Origin of the sequence: Methylobacterium nonmethylotrophicum, assembly GCF_004745635.1 — a bacterium.
Lineage (GTDB): Bacteria > Pseudomonadota > Alphaproteobacteria > Rhizobiales > Beijerinckiaceae > Methylobacterium > Methylobacterium nonmethylotrophicum.
Genome location: NZ_SRLB01000009.1, coordinates 109,025 through 126,424 on the forward strand (window position 1 = coordinate 109,025; position 17,400 = coordinate 126,424).

The 17,400-nt window shown below is 71.6% G+C and carries 13 protein-coding genes and 1 other RNA gene; 10 read left to right on the plus strand and 4 right to left on the minus strand.

Translation table 11 applies throughout. The annotated features are described in order from the left end of the window. The first annotated feature begins 197 nt into the window (after positions 1 to 197). Positions 198 to 638 carry a lactoylglutathione lyase gene (gene gloA, locus EU555_RS13765; protein WP_135415208.1) on the plus strand — a complete coding sequence of 147 codons (441 nt, stop codon included), beginning with the start codon at positions 198 to 200 and terminating at the stop codon, positions 636 to 638. Between the two features lie 44 nt (positions 639 to 682). Here the strand turns inward: gloA and EU555_RS36155 are convergent, their stop codons facing one another. After that, positions 683 to 853 carry a hypothetical protein gene (locus EU555_RS36155; protein WP_167858542.1) on the minus strand — a complete coding sequence of 57 codons (171 nt, stop codon included), beginning with the start codon at positions 851 to 853 and terminating at the stop codon, positions 683 to 685. Between the two features lie 139 nt (positions 854 to 992). Here EU555_RS36155 and rnpB point away from each other — a divergent pair. From rnpB to EU555_RS13810, 9 genes are all read left to right on the plus strand, one after another. Further along, an RNA gene (rnpB, locus tag EU555_RS13770) (RNase P RNA component class A) lies at positions 993 to 1,423 on the plus strand. A 308-nt stretch (positions 1,424 to 1,731) separates the two neighbouring features. After that, positions 1,732 to 2,928 carry a 16S rRNA (cytosine(1402)-N(4))-methyltransferase RsmH gene (rsmH, locus tag EU555_RS13775; RefSeq protein WP_425375113.1) on the plus strand — a complete coding sequence of 399 codons (1,197 nt, stop codon included), beginning with the start codon at positions 1,732 to 1,734 and terminating at the stop codon, positions 2,926 to 2,928. After that, positions 2,925 to 3,362 carry a cell division protein FtsL gene (ftsL, locus tag EU555_RS13780; protein WP_135415210.1) on the plus strand — a complete coding sequence of 146 codons (438 nt, stop codon included), beginning with the start codon at positions 2,925 to 2,927 and terminating at the stop codon, positions 3,360 to 3,362. The genes rsmH and ftsL overlap by 4 nt, the downstream gene beginning before the upstream one ends. Positions 3,363 to 3,460: 98 nt before the next feature. Then, positions 3,461 to 5,233 carry a peptidoglycan D,D-transpeptidase FtsI family protein gene (locus tag EU555_RS13785; RefSeq protein ID WP_135415360.1) on the plus strand — a complete coding sequence of 591 codons (1,773 nt, stop codon included), beginning with the start codon at positions 3,461 to 3,463 and terminating at the stop codon, positions 5,231 to 5,233. Then, positions 5,230 to 6,711: a UDP-N-acetylmuramoyl-L-alanyl-D-glutamate--2,6-diaminopimelate ligase gene (locus EU555_RS13790; protein WP_135415211.1), complete on the plus strand. Its 1,482-nt coding sequence runs from the start codon at positions 5,230 to 5,232 to the stop codon at positions 6,709 to 6,711. Before EU555_RS13785 ends, EU555_RS13790 begins: the two co-directional genes overlap by 4 nt. Next, positions 6,708 to 8,168 (plus strand): UDP-N-acetylmuramoylalanyl-D-glutamyl-2,6-diaminopimelate--D-alanyl-D-alanine ligase, encoded by a 1,461-nt coding sequence (locus EU555_RS13795; RefSeq protein WP_135415212.1) that lies wholly within the window; start codon positions 6,708 to 6,710, stop codon positions 8,166 to 8,168. Before EU555_RS13790 ends, EU555_RS13795 begins: the two co-directional genes overlap by 4 nt. Before the next feature lie 79 nt (positions 8,169 to 8,247). Further along, entirely contained in the window at positions 8,248 to 9,333 is a 1,086-nt protein-coding gene (gene mraY / locus EU555_RS13800) for a phospho-N-acetylmuramoyl-pentapeptide-transferase (protein WP_135415213.1), read from the plus strand. Positions 9,334 to 9,447: 114 nt separating this feature from the next. After that, positions 9,448 to 10,851 carry a UDP-N-acetylmuramoyl-L-alanine--D-glutamate ligase gene (gene murD / locus EU555_RS13805; RefSeq protein ID WP_135415214.1) on the plus strand — a complete coding sequence of 468 codons (1,404 nt, stop codon included), beginning with the start codon at positions 9,448 to 9,450 and terminating at the stop codon, positions 10,849 to 10,851. 102 nt (positions 10,852 to 10,953) lie between these two features. Then, positions 10,954 to 11,787 carry an endonuclease/exonuclease/phosphatase family protein gene (locus EU555_RS13810; protein WP_135415215.1) on the plus strand — a complete coding sequence of 278 codons (834 nt, stop codon included), beginning with the start codon at positions 10,954 to 10,956 and terminating at the stop codon, positions 11,785 to 11,787. On the opposite strand, the gene EU555_RS13815 is transcribed toward EU555_RS13810, so the two are convergent. The 3 genes from EU555_RS13815 to EU555_RS13825 form a co-directional block, all read right to left on the minus strand. Next, positions 11,720 to 13,156 (minus strand): phospholipase D-like domain-containing protein, encoded by a 1,437-nt coding sequence (locus tag EU555_RS13815; RefSeq protein WP_245524297.1) that lies wholly within the window; start codon positions 13,154 to 13,156, stop codon positions 11,720 to 11,722. The two genes, EU555_RS13810 and EU555_RS13815, sit on opposite strands and share 68 nt — an antisense overlap. 261 nt (positions 13,157 to 13,417) lie before the next feature. Next, positions 13,418 to 15,244, minus strand: coding sequence for a translational GTPase TypA (gene typA, locus EU555_RS13820; RefSeq protein WP_135415216.1), 1,827 nt, complete (start codon positions 15,242 to 15,244; stop codon positions 13,418 to 13,420). Between the two features lie 140 nt (positions 15,245 to 15,384). Beyond that, positions 15,385 to 16,749, minus strand: a complete 1,365-nt coding sequence (locus tag EU555_RS13825; RefSeq protein WP_135415217.1) for a TAXI family TRAP transporter solute-binding subunit — start codon at positions 16,747 to 16,749, stop codon at positions 15,385 to 15,387. Between the last annotated feature and the right edge of the window lie 651 nt (positions 16,750 to 17,400).

Consider the following 17,400-nt stretch of genomic DNA (forward strand, 5'->3'; position numbering starts at 1 on the left):
GGAGTGTCCCTCGGCGGTCCGGCTTCGGTCACGCGGGCGGCGGAAAGGATGAGCCTTTGCACCGGCGCCGGCCGCAGCGCAACGCGCGATCGAGGCCTCCCCTTCCGGCCGGGAGTGCCCTAGCTAGCGCGGCGGACAGGGGCCGCGGGCCCGACACGACGGCAGGGCCGCAGGCCCGGAACGAAGGACGAAGCGTCATGGAATACCTGCACACGATGGTCCGCGTCGCCGACCTCGACAAGGCGCTCGACTTCTACTGCAACAAGTTCGGCCTGCAGGAGGTGCGCCGCACCGAGAGCGAGAAGGGCCGCTACACCCTGGTGTTCCTGGCCGCCCCGGGCGACGCAGCACGGGCCAAGGACACCAAGTCGCCGCTGCTCGAGCTCACCTACAACTGGGATCCAGAGGAGTATACCGGCGGGCGCAACTTCGGCCACCTGGCCTACCAGGTCGACGACATCTACGCGACCTGCCAGAAGTTGCAGGAGGCCGGCGTGACCATCAACCGCCCGCCGCGGGACGGTCACATGGCCTTCGTGCGCTCGCCCGACGGCATCTCGATCGAGATCCTGCAGAAGGGCGGGGCCAAGCCGCCGCAGGAGCCCTGGGCCTCGATGCAGAACACCGGCAGCTGGTGAGGACCGGCGGGCGGGCCGGGAACGGCCCGCCCGCTCACGAACCTTCAGGCCTCGGCGGCCGGCGTGATGCCGAGCTCGGCCAGCTTGGCGTGGATCGCCGTGAGCGGGCGCTTGAGCTTCAGGCTCATGACCGAAGCCGAGACGCCGTCCCGCGCCATCGCCTTGAGCTGCTGCACGGTCTCGAGCGTCCAGCCCGCCTCGTTGGTCTCGCTCATCAGGGTTGCCTCCGTTCTCGCGGCCGCTCGCGGCGGCCTTGGAACCGGCAGGTAGGGAGTGGCGGCGGCGCGGCAAGCCGCACCCGCCGTGGTGCCGCCGCCTTGACGGCATGCCCCTTGCCGTCGCACATCGGCGCCGTCAGCCGGCCGGGCGGCCGCTCCGGTTCTCGTCGCGCGGGTCTCCCGCGCGCGGGGCCGGGGAGGAAAGTCCGGGCTCCATGAAGAGACGGTGCCGGATAACGTCCGGCGGGGGCGACCCCAGGGACAGTGCCACAGAGAGCAGACCGCCGGGCGGGTCCGCAGGACCCGTACCGGTCAGGGTGAAAGGGTGCGGTAAGAGCGCACCGCGGACGCGGCAACGCGGACGGCACGGCAAACCCCACCGGGAGCAAAACCGAATAGGGGCGGCACGCGCGAGGAATCGCGCACGGCCTTCTTCAGGCCCGTCGCCCGGGTTGGTTGCTCGAGGCGGCCGGCAACGGCCGTCCCAGAGGAATGGCCGCCACGTCCGAAGGATCCTCGCGGATTCCTCGGGCCATACAGAACCCGGCTTACAGGCCGGCTGATCCCCAATTTCCGGCCAGTCGCCATAGGGCAGCTCTCGCGGGAATCCAGCGGGCGCGAGGCAATCTCGACGTAGAGCCCCGTCCCGCATCCGAACAGGCGGGTAGGCCTCGACTTTCCGGTGGTCGCTGCGTCGGGCACAAGCCTTCGTTAACCTTGCTGGTCTCTGATGGCACCGGGGCGGGTGCTGCCCGCCGCGTGTGCCCTCGCGTTGACGACCCCAGAGGCCCATGATACCCCGAGCCACCCCGTCCACGGCGATTCCAGCCTCGGCGGCCGCACCCCGCGGGAGCGGGCGTGCCGGTCGCGCGTCGATGTCTGGCGTGGGCAACGCGGCGCCCTGGCGTCGAACCCGGCCGGCTTCGGCCCGGCTCGTGCGGACAGCGGAGCACCATGGATCGTCACGCGCCCCTGCGCGCCCGGGATCGTCACGCGCCCCTGCGCGCCCGCCGCGGGAGCTGGGCCGTCGTCCCAGCCGTCTTGAGGAGCCGGCCGTGACCGACGCTCCGCACATCCCGGTCCTGCTGGACGAGGTCCTGGCGGCGTTGCGCCTCGGGGACGCGCCGGCGGCGGTGATCGACGGCACCTTCGGGGCCGGCGGCTACACGCGGGCCATCCTGGCGGCCGATCCCCGCAACCGCGTGCTCGCCATCGATCGCGACCCGACCGCCATCGCGGCCGGCCAGGCCCTTGTGACGGAGGCGGAGGGGCGCCTGACCCTGGTCCAGGGCCGCTTCGGCGACCTCGACGCGATCGCCCGCGACCACGGCTTCTCCGACGCCGACGGCGTCGTGCTCGATATCGGCGTGTCGTCGATGCAGCTCGACCGGCCGGAGCGGGGCTTCTCGTTCCGCCACGACGGCCCCCTCGACATGCGGATGGAGCGCGACGGCGAGAGCGCCGCCGACCTCGTCAACGAGGCCTCCGAGGCCGCGCTCGCCGACATCGTCTACCATTACGGCGAGGAGCGCCGGGCCCGCGCCGTGGCGCGCGCGCTGGTCGAGGCGCGCCGGCGCGGCCGCATCGAGACCACGGCGGCGCTCGCCGAGATCGTCGCCGGGGTGGTGCGGGCCGAGCCCGGCAGCGGCATCCACCCGGCCACGCGCACCTTCCAGGCCCTGCGCATCGCGGTCAACGACGAGCTGGGCGAGCTGCAGCGGGCGCTGCACGCCGCCGAGCGGACCCTGCGGCCGGGCGGCCGCCTCGCGGTGGTCACCTTCCATTCGCTGGAGGACCGCATCGTCAAGCAGTTCCTCTCGGCCCGCAGCGGCCGGGCGGTGGCGGCCTCGCGCCACCTGCCGATGGCCGCGCAGCCCGCGCCCCGCAGCTTCGCCCTCGCCACCAAGGGGCCGGTCGCCGCCGGCGAGGCGGAGTGCCGGGCCAATCCCCGCGCCCGCTCGGCCAAGCTCCGGGCCGGCGAGCGCACCGACGCACCCCCGCCGCCGCCCCTGACGGCGCTCGAGGCCCTGGCCTCGCTGCCCGAGACCCAGACGCGGGGAGGGCGCCGGTGATCCGCCTCCTGCACCTCGCGGCGATCGCCGGGCTGATCGCCTCGGCCATCTACGCCTACTCGATCAAGTACGACACGCTCTACCAGGCCGAGCAGGTCGCCAAGCTGAAGACCCGCCTGCGCAAGGAGCGCGACGCGATCGCGGTCCTGCGCGCCGAGTGGCAGCTGCTCACCCGGCCCGACCGGCTGCAGGGCGCGGTCGACAAGTACCTGACCCTTGAGCCGATCGGCACGGCCCATCTCGGGCGGCTCGCCGACCTGCCGGCCCGCGCCGACCGCGGCGACGAGATCGCCCGCAAGCTTGAGGCGCTGGGGCTCGGCGCCACCGCGACCCCGGCCGCCAAGGAGCGCGCGCCCTCGACCACGGCCGGCCGCGCCGAGGAGCCCCGCACCACCGGCTCCACCTCCACCCGCACCCCGACCGCCAAGAGGTAGGCGCCGTGACCCAGGACAAGGACTTCCAGGCTCACGACACCCCGCGTCACCAGGCTCCAGGACCGGAAGCCGGCACCGAGGGCCCGGCGGCCGAGGCCATGGACGAGCCCGTCCCGGCGCCGCGGCGCGGCCTCGCGGCCCTGCTGCGCGGCGGCGTCCTGGCGATGTTCCGCCTCTCGGTGGAGCGCAGCGCCGCCCGCGTCGGCCTCGTCAGCCTGGTCTTCGGCGGGGTGTTCCTGGCCCTGATCGGCCGCCTCGTCAGCTTCGCCGTGGTGCCGGACGATCCGGGCACCGCCTCCGCCCGCCGGGCCGAGGCCGGCGGCACGACCCAGATCCGGCCCGACATCATCGACCGCAACGGCGAGATCCTGGCCACCGACATCCGCACCGTCTCGGTCTTCGCCGAGCCGAAGAACATCTACGACAAGGACGAGGCGGTCGAGCTCCTCACCGCGGTCCTGCCGGAGATCAACGCCCGCGACCTGCGCGAGAAGCTCTCTTCGAAGAAGGGCTTCGTCTGGGTCAAGCGCGAGATCACCCCGCGCCAGCAGGCCGAGGTGCACCGTCTCGGCATCCCGGGCGTCGGCTTCCTGCCCGACCACAAGCGGGTCTATCCCAACGGCACGGCGGCCGCCCACATCCTGGGCGTGACCAACCTCGACAATGTCGGCATCGCCGGCATCGAGAAGTACATCGACCGCCAGGGCCTGCGCGACCTCAACAGCCTCGGCTTCGTCGAGAAGGCGGCGGACCTCGCGCCGGTCCAGCTCTCGATCGACCTGCGCGCCCAGCACGCCGTGCGCGACGAGCTGGCCTGGGGCATGGAGCATTACCGCGCCAAGGCGGCGGCCGGCCTCATCCTCGACGTCACCACCGGCGAGGTGATCGCGCTCGCCTCCCTGCCCGACTTCGACCCCAACGAGCCGAAGGACGCCCTCGATCCCGACCGGATCAACCGGATGAATGTCGGCGTCTACGAGATGGGCTCGACCTTCAAGGCGATGACCCTCGCCATGGCGCTCGACTCGGGCAAGTTCACCGTCAACTCGACCTTCGACACCCGCGGCGGCGTGCTGCACTGGGGCCGCCAGAAGATCCACGAGTATCACGGCACCAACCGGGTCATCACGATGCCGGAGGTGTTCACCCACTCCTCCAACATCGGCTCGGCCAAGATGGCGCTCGGCATCGGCGTGCCCGGCCACAAGGCCTTCCTGAAGAAGATGGGCCTGCTCGATCGCCTGCGCACCGAATTGCCGGAGAGCGCCGAGCCGATCATCCCGCCGCGCTGGACCGAGATCAACACGATCACGATCGCGTTCGGCCACGGCCTCGCGGTGGCGCCGCTCCAGGCCTCCGCGGCGGTGGCGGCGATCGCGAACGGCGGCTTCCTGATGACGCCGACCTTCCTCAAGCGCAGCGAGGCCGAGGCGCGCGAGAAGGCCACGCAGGTGCTCTCGCCCCAGACCAGCGAGGCGATGCGCTTCATCATGCGCCTCAACGCCACCGAGGGCTCGGCCAAGAAGGCGGCGATCCCCTACTACTACGTCGGCGGCAAGACCGGCACCGCCGAGAAGGTGATCCGCGGCCGCTACGTCAAGAACCGGCTGTTCACCACCTTCATGGCGGCCGCTCCCATGGACAAGCCGAAATACCTCTTCGTCACGATCATGGACGAGCCGCAGGCCGTGGCGGCGGAATCGGGCAGCTACGCCACCGCCGCCTGGAACTCCGGCGTCGTCACCGGCCGGGTGATCGCCCGCGTCGCCCCGATCATCGGCCTGCCGCCGCAATTCGAGCCGCCGGCGAAGCCGTTCCCGCTGATGGTCAAGCTCGGCGCCTATCACGTCAACCAGTTGGACGGACGATGAGCCTCACCCTCGGCGACCTGTTCCCGGAGGCCGGCCGAGGTCCCGGCCAAGATGCCGGCAAAGCCGCCGGCCTCCCCGTCACGGGCCTCACCGCCGACAGCCGCAAGGTCGCGCCCGGCTTCGTGTTCCTGGCGGTGCCCGGCACCGCCGCCGATGGCCGGCTCTTCGCCGCGCAGGCCGCCGCTGCCGGTGCGGTCGCGATGGTGGCGCAAGGCGAGCGCCCCGCCGACCTGCCGGACGCGGTCGCCTACCTCTCCGTTCCGGATGCGCGTCGCGCCCTGTCGCAGGCTGCCGCCCGGCTGCATCCGGGCCAGCCCGCGACGGTCGTCGCGGTCACCGGCACCAGCGGCAAGAGCTCGGTCGCCGATTTCGTGCGCCAGATCTACGGCCGGCTCGGCCTCGAGGCGGCGAGCCTCGGGACGCTGGGGGTCATCACGACGTCGGGCGCCGCCTACGGCTCCCTGACGACGCCCGACCCGATCACGCTCCACCAGACCCTGGACCGGCTCGCCCGCGACGGCGTCACCGAGCTTGCCATGGAGGCCTCCTCGCACGGCATCGAGCAGAGCCGCCTCGACGGAGTGCGCCTGACGGCCGCCGGCTTCACCAATCTCGGCCACGACCACCTCGATTACCACGGCACGCCGGAATCCTATCTCCAGGCGAAGCTGCGGCTGTTCACGACCCTGCTGCCGGATGGCGGCACCGCGGTCGTCAACGCCGACGGGGCGCAGAGCGCGGCCTTCATCGCGGCGGCCCGGGACCGGGGCCTGCCGCTCGTCACGACCGGCCGTGCCGGGGAGGGGATCCGCCTCGTCTCCGCCCGCACCCACGGCTTCGCCCAGCGCCTCGAGATCAGTGTCGCGGGCACGACCCATTCCGTCGACCTGCCCCTCGTCGGGGTTTTTCAGGTCGAGAATGCGCTTCTCGCCGCCGGCCTCGTGCTGGCGACCCCGGCCGGGGCCGGTCGCGCGGCCGAGGTGATCGCGGCGCTCGGCCACCTCGCCGGCGTGCCGGGGCGGCTCGAGCGGGTCGCCACCGTGCGGGACGCCCTCTGCATCGTCGACTACGCCCACAAGCCCGACGCCCTGGCGGGCGTCCTCGACGCGCTGCGGCCCTTCACCGCCGGCCGCCTCGTCTGCGTCGTCGGCTGCGGCGGCGACCGCGACCGGGCCAAGCGTCCGCTGATGGGCCGCATCGCCGCCGAGAAGGCCGACCGGGTCATCGTCACCGACGACAATCCCCGCAGCGAGGATCCGGCGGCGATCCGGGCCGCGATCCTGGCGGCGGCCCCGGGCGCGGAGGAGATCGGCGACCGTTCGCAAGCCATCCGGGCGGCTGTGCGCGATCTCCGGGCCGGCGACGTGCTGGTGGTGGCCGGCAAAGGTCATGAAACCGGCCAGATCATCGGCGACCGCACGCTGCCATTCTCCGACCGCGACGCGGTCCTGAGCGCGATCGAGGAGACCCGCGCATGACCGAGCCCCTCTGGACCCTGATCGAGGCCGCCGCCGCCATGGGCGGCCGGGTGGTCGCGGACGCGTCCGCCGCACAGACCCTCTCCGGGATCTCGATCGACACCCGCACCCTGAAGGTCGGCGACCTGTTCTTCGCCATCCGGGGCGAGGCCCGCGACGGCCACGACTTCGTGCGCGACGCGCTGACCCGCGGCGCCGGCGCGGCGGTGGTCTCCGAGGAGCGCGCGGCCGACCTCGCCGACGCCGGGCCGCTGATCGCGGTGCCGTCCTCGCCGGATGACGGCGTGCTCGCCGCCATGCGCGGCCTCGCCGCGGCGGCCCGGGCGCGCACGGGCGCGCGGGTCCTCGCCGTGACCGGCTCGGTCGGCAAGACCGGCACCAAGGAGGCCTTGCGCCACGTGCTGGCCGCGCAAGGGCCCACCCACGCCTCGGTCGCCTCCTACAACAACCACTGGGGCGTGCCGCTCACCTTGAGCCGGATGCCGGCATCGAGCGCCTTCGGGGTGTTCGAGGTCGGCATGAACCACGCCGGGGAGATCGCCCCCCTGACCCGGCTGGTCCGTCCCGAGGTGGCGATCGTCACCACCGTCGAGCCCGTCCATATCGAGCATTTCCGCTCGCTGTCCGGCATCGCCGACGCCAAGGGCGAGATCTTCTCCGGGCTCGAGCCCGGCGGCGTCGCGATCATCAACCGCGACAACCCGAACTACGAGCGCCTGAAGGCCCACGCGCTCGCCTCCCGCGCCGGCCGGGTGGTGAGCTTCGGCGAGCATCGCGAGGCCGACGTGCGGGCCGAGCGCATCGTGATGCGGCCCGACCTGTCGATCGTCGACGTGCGGGCGATGGGCCTGGCCGTCACCTACCAGCTCGGCACCCCGGGCCGGCACACGGCGCTGAACTCGCTCGCGGTCATCGCCGCCGTGCAGGCGCTCGGCGCCGACCTGGCGCTGGCCGCCCTCTCGCTCGCGCAGCTGCGCCCGCCCGCCGGGCGCGGCGCCCGCCACGTCCTCCAGGTCGCGAGCGGCGAGGCGCTCCTCGTCGACGAGAGCTACAACGCCAACCCGGCCTCGGTGCGGGCGGCCCTCAGCACGCTCGCCGGCGTCGAGACCGCCGGCCGGCGCATCGCGGTCCTGGGCGACATGATGGAACTCGGCGCCGAGGCGCCGCGCCTCCACCGCGAGCTGGCCGAGGCGGTCGAGGAGCACGGCATCGACCTCGTCTTCACCGCCGGCCCGCTGATGCAGGAGCTGCACGATGCCCTCCCGGCCTCCCGGCGCGCCGCCGCCCGGGCGGGTTCCGCCGAGCTGGTCGACCCGGTGCTCGAGGCCCTGCGGCCCGGTGACGCCGTGATGGTCAAGGGCTCGAACAGCACCCGCATGGGCCGGATTGTCGAGGCGCTCAAAGCCCGCTACGGGGGCGGCGCGGACCAGGATCTCGCCATCGGCCGGTCCGGCTGAGCCACCTCACAGGACCTCTGACGCAGCGGCGCGGGCTCACCCCGGCGCTGCCGCTCGCCCAGGATCGGATGCCCCCGGGATGCTCTACCTCCTCTCCGACCTGAGCGGCGTCTTCTCGCCGCTCAACGTCTTCCGCTACATCACCTTCCGGACCGGCGGCGCGCTGTTCACGGCCGGCTTCTTCGTGTTCTGGTTCGGGCCCTGGATCATCTCGCTCCTGCGCCTGCGCCAGGGCAAGGGCCAGCCGATCCGCGAGGACGGCCCGCAATCCCACCTGCTGACCAAGCGCGGCACGCCGACCATGGGCGGGCTGATGATCCTCGCCGGCGTGCTGGTCGCGGTCCTGCTCTGGGCCAACCCGCGCAACCACTACGTCTGGATCGTCATGATGGTGACGCTGGGCTTCGGCGCCATCGGCTTCTACGACGACTTCCTGAAGGTCACGAAGCAGAGCCACAAGGGCTTTTCCGGCAAGTTCCGCCTCGGGCTCGAGGCCTTGATCGCCGTCGCGGCCTGCGTGGCGGTGGCGGAATACTCGGCCCCGGGCCTCGCCTACCGGCTCGCCTTCCCGGTGTTCAAGGACGCGATCATCAATCTCGGGCTGTTCTACGTCGCCTTCGCGGGCTTCGTGATCGTCGGCGCCGGCAACGCCGTCAACATCACCGACGGCCTCGACGGGCTGGCCATCGTGCCGGTGATGATCGCGGCGGCGACCTTCGGCGTCATCGCCTACCTCGTCGGCAACGTGATCTACGCCTCGTACCTGCAGGTGAACTACGTGCCGGGCACCGGCGAGCTGGCGGTGGTCTGCGGGGCGCTGATCGGGGCGGGCCTCGGCTTCCTGTGGTTCAACGCGCCGCCGGCCCAGATCTTCATGGGCGATACCGGCTCGCTGGCGCTGGGCGGCCTGCTCGGCACCGTCGCGGTGGCGACCAAGCACGAGATCGTGCTCGGCATCGTCGGCGGCCTGTTCGTGCTCGAGATCCTCTCGGTGATCATCCAGGTCGCCTCGTTCAAGCTCACCGGCAAGCGCGTCTTCCGCATGGCGCCGATCCACCACCATTTCGAGCAGAAGGGCTGGAAGGAGCCGCAGGTGGTGATCCGGTTCTGGATCATCGCGGTGATCCTGGCGCTCCTGGGGCTCGCGACGCTGAAGCTGCGGTAGGCTCCGGCCGGGCTGCATCTTGCAATCTCCGCCGACGCTTGAAAGGAAGGCGCTGTCCCTCTCCCACAGGGGAGAGGGGATCCCGCGCCATTCCGATCGACCGGCGGACACCGCATGACACCCTCCACCACCTTCGCCGGCCGGACGGTCGCCCTGTTCGGGCTCGGCGGCTCGGGCCTCGCCACGGCGCTCAGCCTCAGGGCCGGCGGCGCCCGGGTGGTCGCCTGCGACGACAATCCGGCGCGGATGGAGGCGGCCCGCGCGCAGGGGGTCGAGACCGACGACCTGCGCGACGCGGAGTGGGGTGCGTTCGCCGCGCTCGTCCTCGCCCCCGGCGTGCCGCTCACCCACCCGGCGCCGCACTGGACGGTGGACCTCGCCAAGGCCGCCGGCGTACCGGTGATCGGCGACATCGAGCTGTTCTGCCGCGAGCGTGCGGCGCGAAGCCCGGACGCGCCCTTCGTGGCGATCACCGGAACCAACGGCAAGTCGACCACCACGGCGCTGATCGCCCATGTCTTGAGGACCGCCGGGCGCGACGTCCAGATGGGCGGCAACATCGGCACCGCGATCCTGTCCCTGGAGCCGCCCTCAGCCCATCGGGTCCACGTGATCGAGCTGTCCTCGTTCCAGATCGACCTGACGCCCTCGCTGGCGCCGACGATCGGGGTGCTCCTCAACATCACGCCCGACCACCTCGACCGCCACGGCGACATGGCCTCCTATGCCGCCATCAAGGAGCGGCTGGTCGCGGGCGCGGCGCATGCGGTCATCGGGGTCGACGACGCCTATGCCCAAGCGATCGCCGGGCGCCGGACGGGGCCGCTCACCCGGGTCCATGTCGGCGAGGCAGGGGAGGGCCCCGGCATCCTCGCCCGCGCCGGCGTCGTCATCGATGGGCGAAAGGCCCCTGCCGAGCCGGTGGCGGACCTCGCCGGGATCGGCTCCCTGCGCGGCGCGCATAACTGGCAGAATGCGGCCGTCGCCTACGCGGTGGCGAGCGCGCTCGGCGTCACGCCGGACGCCTTCGCGGCGGCGCTGGCGAGCTTCCCGGGCCTGCCGCACCGGATGGAGGAGGTCGGCCGGCGCGGCCCCGTATTGTTCATCAACGATTCGAAGGCCACCAACGCCGATTCGACCGAGAAGGCGCTCTCGGCCTTCCAGCAGATCCACTGGATCCTGGGCGGCAAGCCGAAGGAAGGGGGCATCGCGAGCCTCGCACCGTATTTCCCCCGCATCGCCCACGCCTACCTGATCGGGGCGGCGACCGAGGTCTTCGCCGCGACCCTCGACGGACAGGTGCCGTACAGCCGCTGCGGGACCCTCGCGGCCGCCGTCGCCGAGGCCGCCGCGGCGGCGGAGCGGCAAGGGACGACAGGGGATTCCGCGGCCGAGCCGGTGGTGCTGCTCTCGCCGGCCTGCGCGTCCTACGACCAGTTCCGCAGCTTCGAGGATCGCGGCGACCAGTTCCGCGGCCTCGTGCGGGCCCTTCCGGGCCTGCAACCGCCCGGTGCCTGAGGCGCCGTTCCCCGAATCGGCAAATCGGGGTATGCCGCGTCGCGCCGACGGGAGCGCCTCGCGCCATCGTGCCGGCTTACCTGACGCTTCTCAGCCGGTGCCATGCTGCCGCCCCAACGCCTCCTGCCCGCCGACTCGCCGGTATCTTCCCCCGGCCACGCCCCGCACCGCGCCGGCCCGCGCAAGATCATCAGCTGGAACCTGCTGCGGCGGACCGGCGCGACCGTCGACGCCCTCGAGGCGCTGATCGCGCAGGAGAAGCCGGACCTGCTGCTGATGCAGGAGGCGACCGTCGACATCACCGAGCTGCAGGCCCGGGCCGGCGGGCACTACGCCTGGGCGCCGCTGCCCCGGCGCATCCACGGCCTGGCGATGTGGAGCCCGACGCCGTGGCCGAACCCGCCCCGGGTGGTGACCCTGCCGTCCGGCGCGCTGATCGACCGGGTGTGCCAGATCCTCGATCTCGGCCCGTTCGGGGTCGCCAACGTGCATCTCTCGCACGGCCAGGTGCTGAACCGGCGCCAGCTGCGCCGCATCGCCCAGCACCTGCCGGTGCGCGCCGCGGTGCTCGGCGACTACAACATCGTCGGGCCGGCCCTGCTGCCGGGCTTCCAGGATGTCGGGCCGCGCCACCCGACCCACGCCATGGTGGATCTCGTGCCCTTGCGCCTCGACCGCTGCCTCGTGCGGGGGCTCACCTGCCGCGGCCAGGCGGTTCTGCCCCGCGGCGCCTCCGACCACCGGCCGATCGTGGTCCATCTCGAGCCCGGCAACCCGCAGGGGAAACGCGAGCCGAGACGCGACCTCCTGCGCGACCGCATCGAGGCGTTTCGCGACCGGGCCGAGGATTTCCGCCGGCGGGTGCCGATCAAAGATATGGCAGCAGCAATCGCACGGCGGCGTCGCGCAGCCGCGCGCCCATCCCGCGAGAGTTGAGGTCGTCCACCGTCAGCCGCTGCTCCATCTTGGCCCGCATCAAGCGATCGAGATCGGCGGCGAAGTCGGGGTCGTAGACCTCGACGTTCAGCTCGAAGTTGAGGCGGAAGCTGCGGCTGTCCCAGTTGGCGCTGCCGACGAAGCACCAGGCATCGTCGACCACCATCAGCTTCGAGTGGTCGAAGGGCGGTCGGTCGAGCCAGATCCGGACCCCCGCCTCCAAGAGCGGCCCGACATGGGCCCGCGTCGCCCAGTCGACCACCCGGTGGTTGCTCGCCTGCGGGATGATGACGTCGACGGTCACGCCCCGCATCGCCGCGAGGCCTAACGCCGTCAGCAGCATCTCGCTCGGCAGGAAGTAGGGGGTGGCGAGGCGCACCGAGCGCCGGGCGGTGGCGACCGCCTCCAGCACCACGAACTCGATCTTCTCGATGTCGGCGTCCGGCCCCGAGGTGACGACCCGGGCGAGGGAGGCGCCGGCGGGCGGGATCTCCGGGAACCAGGCCGGCCCCTCCAGGTCCTCGCCCTTGACGAAGGCCCAGTCGCGCCAGAAGGCCTGGGCGAGCTGGCCGACCACCGGCCCGTCGATGCGGAAATGGCTGTCGCGCACCGGCTCCGGCGGGTTCTTTGCCATGACGTTCTCGTCGGCGATGTTGACCCCGCCGACGAAGCCGACCCGGCCGTCGACCAGGAGCAGCTTCTTGTGGGTGCGCAGGTTTAAGAACGGCATCCGCCAGGGCAGGGCCGAGTGCATGAACAGCCCGGCCGGCAATCCTCGCGCCCGCAGGCGCCGGTACATCGCCGGGAAGAAGTAGCCGCTGCCGATGCCGTCGATCAGCACGCAGACCGCGACACCCCGCGCCTTGGCGGCGGAGAGGGCGTCCGCGAAGGCCCGGCCGCTGTCGTCGTCGCGCATGATGTAGCTCGAGAGCGCGACGCTGGTCTGCGCCGCGTCGATCGCCGCCAGCATCGCCGGATAGGCCTCGTCGCCGTGGCGGTAGCGGACGATGCGATTGCCGGCGACGAGGGGCAGGCCGCTGATCCGCTCGACCGCCCGCTTCAGCGGCTCGAACGCCTCCGGCACCTCGGCCACCGGGGGCGGCGGCGCGCCGGGCCGCGGGCCGGGCAGCACCGGCAGCTTCCGGGCGCGCCGGCTCACCCGGTTGATGCCGAACAGCACGTAGAGCCCGCTGCCGAGGAGCGGCGAGAGCCAGGCGAGGCCGATCCAGCCGATCGCCGCGCTGACCTCGCGCTTGTTCATCAGCGCGTGCACGGTGACGATGACCGCGATGGCGAGCCCGATCGGCGTCAGCACCTCGGTCCGGATCGAGGTCAGGATCCCGAACCAGCGGTAGATCTCGAGTTCCACACGCCCTCCTGCCGCCGCTGTCCGGGGATGCCTTGGAGGCAGAACAGATCGCCGGATCCCCTCTCCAGGCGATGCCGGGCTTGCCCGGCATCGCCTGGAGAGGGGATCCGGCGCTGGATCCTGTGTCGGGCTGAACCACGGGATACGGGAGGTCGGCCCGGGAATCCACGTGGCCGGGCCGTCCGTCCACCATCCGACACAACAAAATCCCCCGCCCCGGGCCGGGGCGAGGGATGATTCAGGGTCCGCCGATCGGCCGGATCAGGCGCTGAGCGCCTCCTTGGCCCGCTCCGCCCGCTTGCGGTCGTTCGGGTCGAGCACGGCCTTGCGCAGGCGGATCGACTTCGGGGTCACCTCGACGAGCTCGTCGTCCTGGATCCAGGCCAGCGAGCGCTCGAGGGTCATGCGGATCGGCGGGGTCAGGCGCACCGCCTCGTCCTTCGAGGTGGTGCGGATGTTGGTGAGCTTCTTGCCCTTGAGCACGTTCACCTCGAGATCGTTCTCGCGGTTGTGCTCGCCGATGATCATGCCCTGATAGACCTTCCAGCCCGGCTCGATCATCATCGGGCCGCGATCTTCGAGGTTCCACAAGGCGTAGGCGACGGCCTCGCCCTGGTCGTTGGACATCAGCACGCCGTTGCGCCGGCCGGCGATCTCGCCCTTGAACGGCTCGTAGGCCTTGAACAGCCGGTTCATGATCGCGGTGCCGCGGGTGTCGGTCATCAGCTCGCCCTGGTAGCCGATCAGGCCGCGGGTCGGGGCGTGGAAGACGAGGCGCAGGCGGTTGCCGCCCGACGGGCGCATCTCGATCATGTCGGCCTTGCGCTCCGACATCTTCTGCACGACGACGCCGGAATACTCCTCGTCGACGTCGATCACGACCTCCTCGATCGGCTCGAGCACCTCGCCGGCCTCGTCCTTCTCGAAGACGACGCGGGGACGGGACACCGCGATCTCGAACCCTTCGCGGCGCATCGTCTCGATCAGGATCGCGAGCTGCAATTCGCCGCGGCCCGAGACGTAGAACGAATCCTTGTCGGCGGCTTCCTCGATCTTGAGCGTGACGTTGCCCTCGGCCTCCTTGAACAGGCGGTCGCGGATCATGCGGCTCGTGACCTTGTCGCCCTCGGTGCCGGCGAGCGGGCTGTCGTTGACGATGAACGACATCGTCACGGTCGGCGGGTCGATCGGCTGGGCCTGGATCGGCGTCTCGACCTGCGGGTCGCAGAAGGTATCGGCCACCGTGCCCTTCACGAGCCCTGCGATCGACACGATATCGCCGGCCTCGCCGACCTCGATCGGCTGGCGCTCGAGGCCGCGGAAGGCCAGGATCTTCGAGACGCGGCCGGTCTCCACCACCTTGCCGTCGCGGTCGAGGACCTTGACCTGCTGGTTCGGCTTCACGGTGCCGGAGGCGATGCGCCCGGTGATGATGCGGCCGAGGAAGGGGTTGGCCTCGAGCAGGGTGCCGAGCATCCGGAACGGGCCCTCCTCGGTCCGGGCCTGGGGCACGTGCGCGAGCACCAGGTCGAACAGGGGGGCGAGGCCCTCCGACGAATCGCCGTCCGGCGAGGTCGCCATCCAGCCGTTGCGGCCCGACCCGTACAGGATCGGGAAGTCGAGCTGCTCGTCGGTGGCGTCGAGGGCCGCGAACAGGTCGAAGACCTCGTTGACCACCTCGTTGATCCGGGCGTCCGGCCGGTCGACCTTGTTGACCGCCACGATCGGGCGCAGGCCGATCTTGAGCGCCTTCGAGACCACGAACTTGGTCTGCGGCATCGGGCCCTCGGCGGCGTCGACCAGCACGATCACGCCGTCGACCATCGACAGGATGCGCTCGACCTCGCCGCCGAAATCGGCGTGGCCGGGGGTGTCGACGATGTTGATCCGGGTGTCCTTCCAGACCACCGAGGTGGCCTTGGCCAGGATGGTGATGCCGCGCTCCTTCTCGAGGTCGTTCGAGTCCATCGCCCGCTCCTCGACCCGCTGGTTCTCGCGGAACGAGCCCGATTGCTGGAGCAGCTTGTCGACCAGGGTCGTCTTGCCGTGGTCGACGTGGGCGATGATGGCGATGTTGCGCAGCTTCATGGGATGTCCGAAGCAAACAAAGCCCGGCACGCCGCGGGCCGCCAGAATGGCAGCCGGACGCATCGAGCCAGGGGAAAACTGTTGCGTCGCAATATAAGGTGTGGCGCCCGATCGCAAGAGGGCGGCCCGCCCCGGTCGCGTCACTCCGCCGCGGCGGAGAGCGGATCCGGTCCGCGCTCGATGCCTTGCGCCTGCCGCTCCTGCAGGGTCGCCCGGCGCTCGGCGATGGCGCGCCGCGCCTGGTCGAGGCCGAGGGTGAAGGCCGCCACGCCGGCATTGTCGATGGCGCCGGCGCCAGCCCGGGCGAGCGCCGCGGCCAGGATCTCGTCGGCCTGCCGGTCGAGATCCGTGAGCTCAAGTTCGTCCTCGACGTCGCGGCTCGCCCGCACGATGGCCAGCAGCTGGCGCAGGAGCGCCATGTCCCGGGCCCGCGACCGGTTGGCGGCCCGCGACACCAGGGTGGCGGCGGCCGAGCCCAGGATCGAGACGCACATCACGATCAGGTAGAACCAGTCCCCGTAGCGGTCGAAGAAGCTCTCGACCTCGCCCTCGTAATAGGCCTGCGCGCCGGTATGGACCGGAAGCGAGGCGCTCTTCGAGGTGTCGGGCGCCTCGATCTGATTGGCGAGCGGCACCTCGGCGGCAAGGCCCGGCCGGTTGACGAAGAGCAGCCGGGTCAGCTCCGACACCGCCGAGTCTGACAGCTGTGCCTGGGCCACCAGCCGGTGGCTGACCCCGACGGTGGTGATCGGCTCGACCGGCCGCGGCGGCGTGCCGCCGAAGGTGCCGCGGGCGATCTCGATGCTCTCCAGCGCCGGCCAGCGCCGGGCCAGCACCGCCGCCTCGCCGATCGGGATGAAAGTCGGCGTGCCGCCAGCCGAGTTTCCGTCTCCCGGGTTTCCGTCTCCCTTGGCGATGCTCGCCACCACCTCGCCCGCGGTGCGGCCGGTCGGCGGGCTCACCACCATCACGGCGTCGACCCGGTGTCCGCGCAGGGCCTCCCCGGCCTCCTGCCCGTCGCCGAGGGGCACGATCGTGACGGCGCCCGCCGGCACATCGTAATGCTCCAGGATGTTGCCGAGGAGCCGGGTGTTGCCGGCCGAGTTGCGCACGATCCCGATCCGTCGCCCGCGCAGGTCCGGCACGGCGGCGAGGCCCGGATCGGCCGCCAGCAGCAGCACCGCGTTGCGGTGCAGGATCGCCACGGTCTGGGTGCTCGCCGGGATGCCGACATCCGAGCGCACCACCGCGAGGTCGACCTTGCCCTGCTCGGCCAGGCTCGCGCTCTCGGCGACGCCGCCCGTCACGACCAGGCGCAGGCGCACGTCCTCGTGGGTGCGGGCGAGCGACTGGGCGACCGCCGCGACGAGGCGCGCATCCTCGCTCCCCGCCGGCCCGACCGCGACGCGCAGGGTGGTCGGCTGCCCGAGCCACTGGTAGGCGAGCAGGCCCGTCGCCACGAGGGCGAGAATGGCCGCGAGGACGATGGGAACGTGGCGCCGCATGGGCCTTCACCATGGGCCCCGGCCCCGGGTTCGGCAATTCGGCCGATTGGCGCGGGGATCGTGCGGCCCCGGCGGGGCGGGCCGGGAGAGAAGGGCAGGCCCGGCTGTGGACGGTCGGGGACCGGTTCGCGGTTCCGGGAGGTCGACGCGCCCGTCGCAGGCGCGCGCCGGGCGTCCGATCGAGGCCGGCCTCCGGATCGTGGAGCGATCGGCCTGGAGCCGCATGACGCCCGGGTTCGCCCGCAGAGCGCCCGGCCGGGAGCGCGTTGACTTGCCGACGCAGCGATAGTCGGCCGCTGATCGGCGGCAAGCCTGACAATTGTCCAGGTTCTTGTATCAGAATAGCGCTGCTTGGATGCGAAGATTGAAAATCATGCGTCGGCATGTTTTCCACGATGCCCGACAGGGGAATGCTTTCTTGAATGCTGCGCTGCCTGGCAATGCACGTGCGATCTGATGGGATGCGAATTTTTCCCCAGACAAGCCGCGTTTCCGAATGGGGTTCCGAGGCATTACGTAGTCATATCGGCAGTTTCGAACATCTACAGGACGATCGGATTCCCGTAAGACTGTCCCTGGGGAAGGCCGGACGCGCCGCGCCCTCCCGTGTTCGACCTTGTCCAGATTGATACGGCCGGCAGAAGGAGCATC

Coding starts and splice junctions, on each gene's coding strand:
- gloA (WP_135415208.1), top strand. CDS start 198: ATGGAATACCTGCACACGATGGTCCGCGTCGCCGACCTCGACAAGGCG.
- EU555_RS36155 (WP_167858542.1), bottom strand. CDS start 853: ATGAGCGAGACCAACGAGGCGGGCTGGACGCTCGAGACCGTGCAGCAG.
- rsmH (WP_425375113.1), top strand. CDS start 1,732: ATGTCTGGCGTGGGCAACGCGGCGCCCTGGCGTCGAACCCGGCCGGCT.
- EU555_RS13785 (WP_135415360.1), top strand. CDS start 3,461: ATGGACGAGCCCGTCCCGGCGCCGCGGCGCGGCCTCGCGGCCCTGCTG.
- EU555_RS13790 (WP_135415211.1), top strand. CDS start 5,230: ATGAGCCTCACCCTCGGCGACCTGTTCCCGGAGGCCGGCCGAGGTCCC.
- EU555_RS13795 (WP_135415212.1), top strand. CDS start 6,708: ATGACCGAGCCCCTCTGGACCCTGATCGAGGCCGCCGCCGCCATGGGC.
- mraY (WP_135415213.1), top strand. CDS start 8,248: ATGCTCTACCTCCTCTCCGACCTGAGCGGCGTCTTCTCGCCGCTCAAC.
- murD (WP_135415214.1), top strand. CDS start 9,448: ATGACACCCTCCACCACCTTCGCCGGCCGGACGGTCGCCCTGTTCGGG.
- EU555_RS13810 (WP_135415215.1), top strand. CDS start 10,954: ATGCTGCCGCCCCAACGCCTCCTGCCCGCCGACTCGCCGGTATCTTCC.
- typA (WP_135415216.1), bottom strand. CDS start 15,244: ATGAAGCTGCGCAACATCGCCATCATCGCCCACGTCGACCACGGCAAG.
- EU555_RS13825 (WP_135415217.1), bottom strand. CDS start 16,749: ATGCGGCGCCACGTTCCCATCGTCCTCGCGGCCATTCTCGCCCTCGTG.